At 71.8% G+C, this 6,421-nt stretch carries 5 protein-coding genes; 2 read left to right on the top strand and 3 right to left on the bottom strand.

The window, feature by feature from the left end; all coding sequences use genetic code 11:
- Positions 1-115: 115 nt before the first annotated feature.
- Positions 116-802: a GNAT family N-acetyltransferase gene (locus G3I40_RS38160; RefSeq protein WP_343245150.1), complete on the bottom strand. Its 687-nt coding sequence runs from the start codon at positions 800-802 to the stop codon at positions 116-118.
- 139 nt (positions 803-941) lie between these two features.
- Here G3I40_RS38160 and lon point away from each other — a divergent pair, with 139 nt between their 5' ends.
- Complete coding sequence (gene lon / locus G3I40_RS38155) at positions 942-3,350, top strand: endopeptidase La (RefSeq protein WP_164559406.1); 2,409 nt, start codon at positions 942-944, stop codon at positions 3,348-3,350.
- A gap of 113 nt (positions 3,351-3,463) precedes the next feature.
- Here lon and G3I40_RS38150 read toward each other — a convergent pair whose 3' ends face one another.
- A complete protein-coding gene (locus tag G3I40_RS38150) occupies positions 3,464-4,288 on the bottom strand; it encodes a lysozyme (protein WP_164559405.1) in 825 nt (274 codons plus the stop codon).
- A 293-nt stretch (positions 4,289-4,581) separates the two neighbouring features.
- Between G3I40_RS38150 and G3I40_RS38145 the strand changes: the two genes are divergently transcribed.
- Positions 4,582-5,094 (top strand): MarR family transcriptional regulator, encoded by a 513-nt coding sequence (locus G3I40_RS38145; protein ID WP_203645533.1) that lies wholly within the window; start codon positions 4,582-4,584, stop codon positions 5,092-5,094.
- A 15-nt stretch (positions 5,095-5,109) separates the two neighbouring features.
- Here G3I40_RS38145 and G3I40_RS38140 read toward each other — a convergent pair whose 3' ends face one another.
- A complete protein-coding gene (locus tag G3I40_RS38140; protein ID WP_164559404.1) occupies positions 5,110-5,898 on the bottom strand; it encodes a protein phosphatase 2C domain-containing protein in 789 nt (262 codons plus the stop codon).
- Positions 5,899-6,421 lie beyond the last annotated feature (523 nt).

Below are 6,421 nucleotides of genomic sequence, written 5' to 3'. Positions count from 1 at the left end.
GCCGCGCCCAGGTGCCGCAGGGCGGCCCGCTGTGCGTCGGTCAGGGACAGGAGCGGTGTCATCGCCGCAGTGTGGGGCGGCCGGGGCGGCTGCGGCAAAGGAATTGCGGGGCTCGTCAGGCCGCGGCGCTGCCCCGGTGCTTCGCGTTCGTCAGCGGCGCCACGATCCGCCAGCCCACGGACTCGTACAGCAGGCGCCCGTCGGGAGTGCAGGCCAGGACCGCGCGGGTGGCGCCCTGGGCGTGGGCGGCCGCGTCCAGGGTGCCCATGATCACGGTGCCGAGTCCCTTGCGGCGGTGGTGCTCGGACGTCTCGATCTGGTCGACGACGGCGCTCGCGCCGACCAGGGCGATCTGGCCGCGTGCGGCGAACGACCCGTCGGTGTCCGTGATCAGGAGGCGCGTGACGCCGCTGCGGGTCCAGGAGCGCAGGCGGTAGCCCGCGGGGACCTCCGGCACGACGGCGGCAGTGACGCCCTTCGCCATCAGGAAGTCGCCCGAGCCGTACGGCTCCCATTCGGGGCCGAGCCACGGCAGTACGCGCTCCGGCTCGGCGAAGACCTTCAGGTGGAAGGCGCGGGCGCGCGTCGACCCGGCCGCCTTGCGCACGTCGTCCTCGGTCACGCCGTCGTTCGTGGCGCCCAGGACGTGCCGGCCGGGGTGCTCGGCCTGGCCCACGTGGATCGTGTAGCCCCAGGGTTCGACGAGCGGGGGAGTGGCCCCGCGCGAGACGACCCAGCCGTCGACCCAGTCCCGTACGAGATCGTCGCCCGCCATGTCCACGCTCCGCTCCGTAATGGTCACACTCGCTGAGCACACCTTACGTAGCGGCGTTTCCGCTGCGACAGACGTGATCGCTGAGAGCGAACGCGGGGCGGGGAACATCCTGGGCCCGCCAAGCATTGAGTCGACATAGCTCAACTTGAATGCCGAAGGGGAGATCATGGCTTCGACGTCCACATCGCTCACCTTGCCCGTGCTGCCGCTCGACGACGAGGTCGTGCTGCCCGGCATGGTCGTGCCCCTGGACCTGAACGACACCGACGTACGTGCCGCGGTGGAGGCCGCACAGGCCGCCGCCCGCACCGGGAACAGCAAGCCGAAGGTGCTGCTTGTTCCGCGGATCGACGGCACGTACGCGAACACCGGCGTGCTCGGCACCGTCGAGCAGGTGGGACGCCTCGCCGACGGCGACCCCGGCGCCCTGATCCGCGGCGTCGGCCGCGTACGCATCGGCGCGGGCACGACCGGGCCCGGCGCCGCCCTGTGGGTGGAGGGCCTGACCGTCGAGCAGGAGGTGCCCGACCCGCTGCCGGGCGCCGTCGCCGAACTCGTCAAGGAGTACAAGGCGCTCGCCACGAACTGGCTGAAGAAGCGCGGTGCCTGGCAGGTCGTGGACCGCGTCCAGCAGATCGACGACGTGTCCGCCCTGGCCGACAACTCCGGGTACTCGCCCTTCCTGAGCACCGCTCAGAAGGTCGAACTCCTGGAGACCGCAGACCCGGTCGAGCGCCTGAAGCTCGCCACCGCCCTGCTGCGCGAACACCTCGCGGAGCAGGACGTCGCCGAGTCCATCGCCAAGGACGTGCAGGAAGGCGTCGACAAGCAGCAGCGCGAGTTCCTGCTGCGGCGCCAGCTCGACGCCGTGCGCAAGGAGCTGCGGGACCTGAACGGCGAGGCGCAGGGCGAGGAGTCCGACGACTACCGCACCCGCGTCGAGGCGGCCGACCTGCCCGAGAACGTGCGGGAGGCGGCGCTCAAGGAGGTCGAGAAGCTGGAGCGCTCCAGCGACCAGTCCCCCGAGGGCTCCTGGATCAGGACCTGGCTCGACACCGTCCTCGAACTGCCGTGGAACGAGCGGACCGAGGACGCGTACGACATCCAGGGCGCCCAGGGCGTGCTCGACGCCGAGCACTCCGGGCTGCAGGACGTGAAGGAGCGGATCACCGAGTACCTGGCCGTGCGCAAGCGGCGCGCGGACCGCGGGCTCGGCGTGGTCGGCGGGCGGCGCGGCGGTGCCGTGCTCGCGCTCGTCGGGCCTCCCGGAGTGGGAAAGACGAGCCTCGGCGAGTCCGTCGCTCACGCCATGGGCCGCAAGTTCGTGCGCGTCGCCCTCGGTGGCGTACGGGACGAGGCGGAGATCCGCGGACACCGGCGTACGTACGTGGGCGCCCTGCCCGGCCGCATCGTGCGGGCCATCAAGGAGGCCGGGTCGATGAACCCGGTCGTGCTCCTGGACGAGATCGACAAGGTCGGCTCGGACTTCCGGGGCGATCCGGCGGCCGCCCTCCTCGAAGTGCTCGACCCGGCGCAGAACCACACCTTCCGTGACCACTACCTGGAGGTCGAACTCGACCTGAGCGACGTGGTGTTCCTCGCCACGGCGAACGTGCTGGAGGCGATCCCGGAGGCGCTGCTCGACCGCATGGAGCTGGTCCGGCTCGACGGGTACACCGAGGACGAGAAGGTCGTCATCGCCCGCGACCACCTGGTGCCGCGCCAGCTGGAGCGCGCCGGACTGAACGGGGACGAAGTCACCCTCGACGAGGGCGCGCTGCGCAAGCTGGCCGGCGAGTACACGCGCGAGGCCGGCGTGCGCAACCTGGAGCGGGCCGTCACGCGCGTGCTCCGCAAGGTGGCCGCACAGCACGAACTCGGCGAGCGGGAGCTGCCGTTCACCGTCGGGGAGGGCGACCTGCGGGCGCTGATCGGGCGGCCGCACCACGTGCCCGAGTCCGCCACGGACCCGGCCGAGCGGCGCACGGCGGTGCCGGGTGTCGCGACGGGCCTCGCGGTGACGGGCGCCGGGGGTGACGTGCTCTTCGTGGAGGCGTCCCTCGCCGACCCGGAGACGGGCGCGGCCGGGCTCACGCTGACGGGTCAGCTCGGCGACGTCATGAAGGAGTCCGCGCAGATCGCGCTCTCCTTCCTGCGCTCGCACGGGGCCGAACTGGAGCTGCCCGTCGCCGACTTGAAGGAGCGCGGCGCGCACATCCACTTCCCCGCGGGCGCCGTCCCGAAGGACGGGCCGAGCGCGGGCGTCACGATGACGACCGCTCTCGCGTCGCTGCTGAGCGGACGCCTGGTCCGTACGGACGTGGCGATGACCGGTGAGGTGTCGCTGACCGGACGGGTGCTGCCCATCGGCGGCGTGAAGCAGAAGCTGCTCGCCGCCCACCGGGCCGGGATCACCACGGTGATCATCCCGAAGCGGAACGAGGCGGACCTGGACGACGTCCCCGCCGAGGTCCTGGACAAGCTCGACGTGCACCCGGTGACGGATGTCCGCCAGGTGCTGGAGCTGGCCCTGGCTCCGGCCACCGCGACGCTGGAGGTTCCGGTCGCGGCATAAGCGGCATAAGGCGGCAGCCTCGCGGGCCCGACCCGCGGGCTCCGGACGACGACGGAAGGCCCGGGTCCCCTCACGGGGGCCCGGGCCTTCTGCCGCGTGCTACGCGGTCAGGGTCAGCCGTTGGCGAGTGCCTGGACGCGGTCCAGGGCGCCGTTGAACTTGTTGTGGTCGCCGACCGTCGGGCCGGTCGACGTGTACTGCCATATCGTCTGCACGCCCCAGCCGGCCGGCAGCGTGCCCACGGTGGAGGCGTAACGGGCGATCCACAGTGGGTTGGTGGAGCCGAACGCGGCGGAGTTGCCGGTGCACTGCGTCCACCAGCTGGTCGCCGTGTAGATCACGGCGTCGCGGCCGGTGCGCGCCTTGTACTGGTTCACGAAGTCACGGATCCAGGTGACCATCCCGGCGGCCGTCTTGCCGTAACAGGCCGCACCGTAGGGGTTCCACTCGATGTCGAGCACGCCCGGCAGGGTCTTGCCGTCCTTGGACCAGCCGCCCCCGTGGTCCACGAAGTAGTTGGCCTGCACGACGCCGCTCGTCGTGTCCGGGGTCGCGAAGTGGTACGAGCCGCGGATCATGCCCACGTTGTAGGAGCCGTTGTACTGCTGGGCGAAGTACGGGTTCGTGTAGTACGTCCCCTCGGTGGCCTTGGTGTAGGCCCACTTCACCCCGCTGCTCCACAGCGTCGACCAGGCCACGTTGCCCTGGTGGCTGCTGACGTCGACGCCCTCGGTCTGGGTGACCCTGCCGACGGGGCCCTGGCCGGTGTCGCCGTCGTGCGCGGCGACGCCCATGCCCATGTGGGCCTCACCCCGGGCGGGGACGTCGGCGGCCTGCGCCGCACTCGGCAGGGTGAACAGCAGCGAGAGCGCTGCGAGGAGGATTCCGGCCACGCCGAAGCGGGTACGGCCGGACGTTCCGGGTCTGTGCACGGGCATGGAGTGCCTCCGAGGCCTCGTGGGGGATCAGCGGTGCTGATCGGGGACCTGTGCTGGGACGTACGGGAACGTGCGGGACGTGCTGGGATGGGCGCACTGCAGCGGTACGGCAGGTCGCACCGGCGACGCTGGTATGGACATGCCATGCAGGACGCTACGCAGGGGGACCGGCACGAGGGAAGAGGGACTGGATGCTGCCGTTGGTCTACTCCTGCGAAATACTGACGGAGCTGCGGTAATGGCGGCGATTGGCGAAAACTTTCAGATTCGGGAAACCCGGGGAAACTCTGACCATGGGTGCTGACGTGCACGAAGACGGGAACGGCGAGCGGCACACCGCCGAACGCGACACGAATTCCGCTGCCGCGCCGACTGGTGTGGACCACGAATTCCTTGCTCTGGAACGGGAGTTGACCGTCTTCCTGCGCCGTGCGCGGGCCTCCTCCGGCGAGATGGCCCGCGAGGTCCACCCCGATCTGGAGCCGGCCGCGTACGGACTGCTCGTGCGGCTGGAGGAGTGCGGCGCGCAGCGGGCCACCGAACTCGCCGCGTACATCGGCGTCGGCAAGGCGACCATGAGCCGCCAGCTGCGCGCCCTGGAGGACCTCGGCTTCGTCGCCCGCGCCCCCGACCCGGCCGACGGCCGCGCCTGGCTCGTCTCCCTCACGGAGCGCGGCCGCGCCGACTTCAGCCAGGTCCGCGACGCCCGCCGCGCCCAGTACGTGCGCCAGCTGGCGGGCTGGGAGCGCACGGAGGTGGCCGAACTGGCGCGCCTGCTGCACCAGTTGAACGCGGGCGCCGAGTAGTCCGGGCCCCGAGGGTCACAGCTCCGCGTACACCAGGGACGCGTCGTCGTGCGTCTTGCTGCGCCGCAGGTGCGTACGGGTCTGCGCATCCGCGTCCTCCAGGGCGCGGACCCGGGCCACCACCGCCTCCGTACCTTCCTTGCGCACGAGGGTGAACAGATCGGCCCAGTCGCCCTCGTGGAACTTCTCCACCCAGCGCGTCACCCCGTCGGTCAGCGCGGCGAGCGCGCGGACGCCGGTGCGGGGGAGGGTGCCGGTCACCGCCCTGTCCGCGACCGAGGGGTCGGCCGCCGCCGTGAAGAAGCCGCCCTCCTTGTTGCGTGCGGTCGCGTCGGCCACCTCGTCCGAGACCAGGGCGGCGCGCGGGACCCGGTCCAGGCGCTCGTCGAGCAGGGGCGTCACCGCGCCGTCCGGCGCCTCGACGAGCAACGCCGAGTCGGACAGCACCAGATGCTCGACCCGCTCCGCGTCCCAGCGGGCGAGGACGACGGTTGCCTGCGGAGTGCGCGGGTGAGAAAGGTCACAGGTAGCGCGGTGGGCGTCGGCGGTGCGGGCGATCGCCGCCGCGAGCACGTCACGCAACGTCATATCCCGGCGCGAAGTGGACAGTTCGGCCAGGGCCCCGCCGAGCCGCGCGGTGAACCAGGGGACGGAATGCAGACACCCGTCCTCGGCCGGCGGCGGCGTGACGCCGTCCAGGAGGACCAGCGATCCGCCCTGCCCGCAGGCCGGGAGCGCTACCGATGCGTAGTCCTCGTTCGGGCGGGCGGGGTCACCGGGCTCGGTGGTCAGTTCGATGCGCATTCGGCCAGTCTGCCCGAGGCCCGCGCGGGACCGGCCGATCCCCGCGTCTGGCCTGTACCAGCAGGTCGGGCGCCGGTTTTGGGGCGGAATGATCAACTCCGGTGGGGCGTGGCGGGGCATCTTGCCAAAGCCTGTGGAGGACGTCCAACCGGCGTGCCGTGGGTGACGGGAGACCGTGCCGGGGGAACTTGCTCCTCAACTCCCGCTCGATGTTCACTCCTTCGAGTGGCGGGCCAGGTGATGTGCGCCCCCTGCTCACCGGCACTGGAATGGTCTGGAGCCATCCCAGAGGGGCGCGTGTTGACCGATCGTCACCAGGGCCCATGGTTAGGACGAGTCAGGAATGCGAGCGCGGATGACCTCCGGTGGTAGTGAGGCCCACGGGCCGGGTGCGCCGGATGGTGCGGGTGGCTTGGACTCGGCGGGAACTCCCGCGAGCGGTCCGGGGCCGGACCCGGCCGTCTCCGCGCCCGACTCCCCGTCCGGGCCGAGCGCGCCCCGCGGCGCGGCCGCCGAGGCTGAC

The organism is Streptomyces sp. SID14478, assembly GCF_010548525.1.
In the GTDB taxonomy this organism is placed as follows: domain Bacteria; phylum Actinomycetota; class Actinomycetes; order Streptomycetales; family Streptomycetaceae; genus Streptomyces.
Note: the sequence above shows the minus strand (reverse complement) of the source record. Positions and strands in the feature narration are given on the sequence as shown.

Excerpts from the sequence above, each read along its gene's own strand:
- lon (WP_164559406.1), top strand. The coding sequence starts at position 942 with ATGGCTTCGACGTCCACATCGCTCACCTTGCCCGTGCTGCCGCTCGAC.
- G3I40_RS38150 (WP_164559405.1), bottom strand. The coding sequence starts at position 4,288 with ATGCCCGTGCACAGACCCGGAACGTCCGGCCGTACCCGCTTCGGCGTG.
- G3I40_RS38145 (WP_203645533.1), top strand. The coding sequence starts at position 4,582 with ATGGGTGCTGACGTGCACGAAGACGGGAACGGCGAGCGGCACACCGCC.
- G3I40_RS38140 (WP_164559404.1), bottom strand. The coding sequence starts at position 5,898 with ATGCGCATCGAACTGACCACCGAGCCCGGTGACCCCGCCCGCCCGAAC.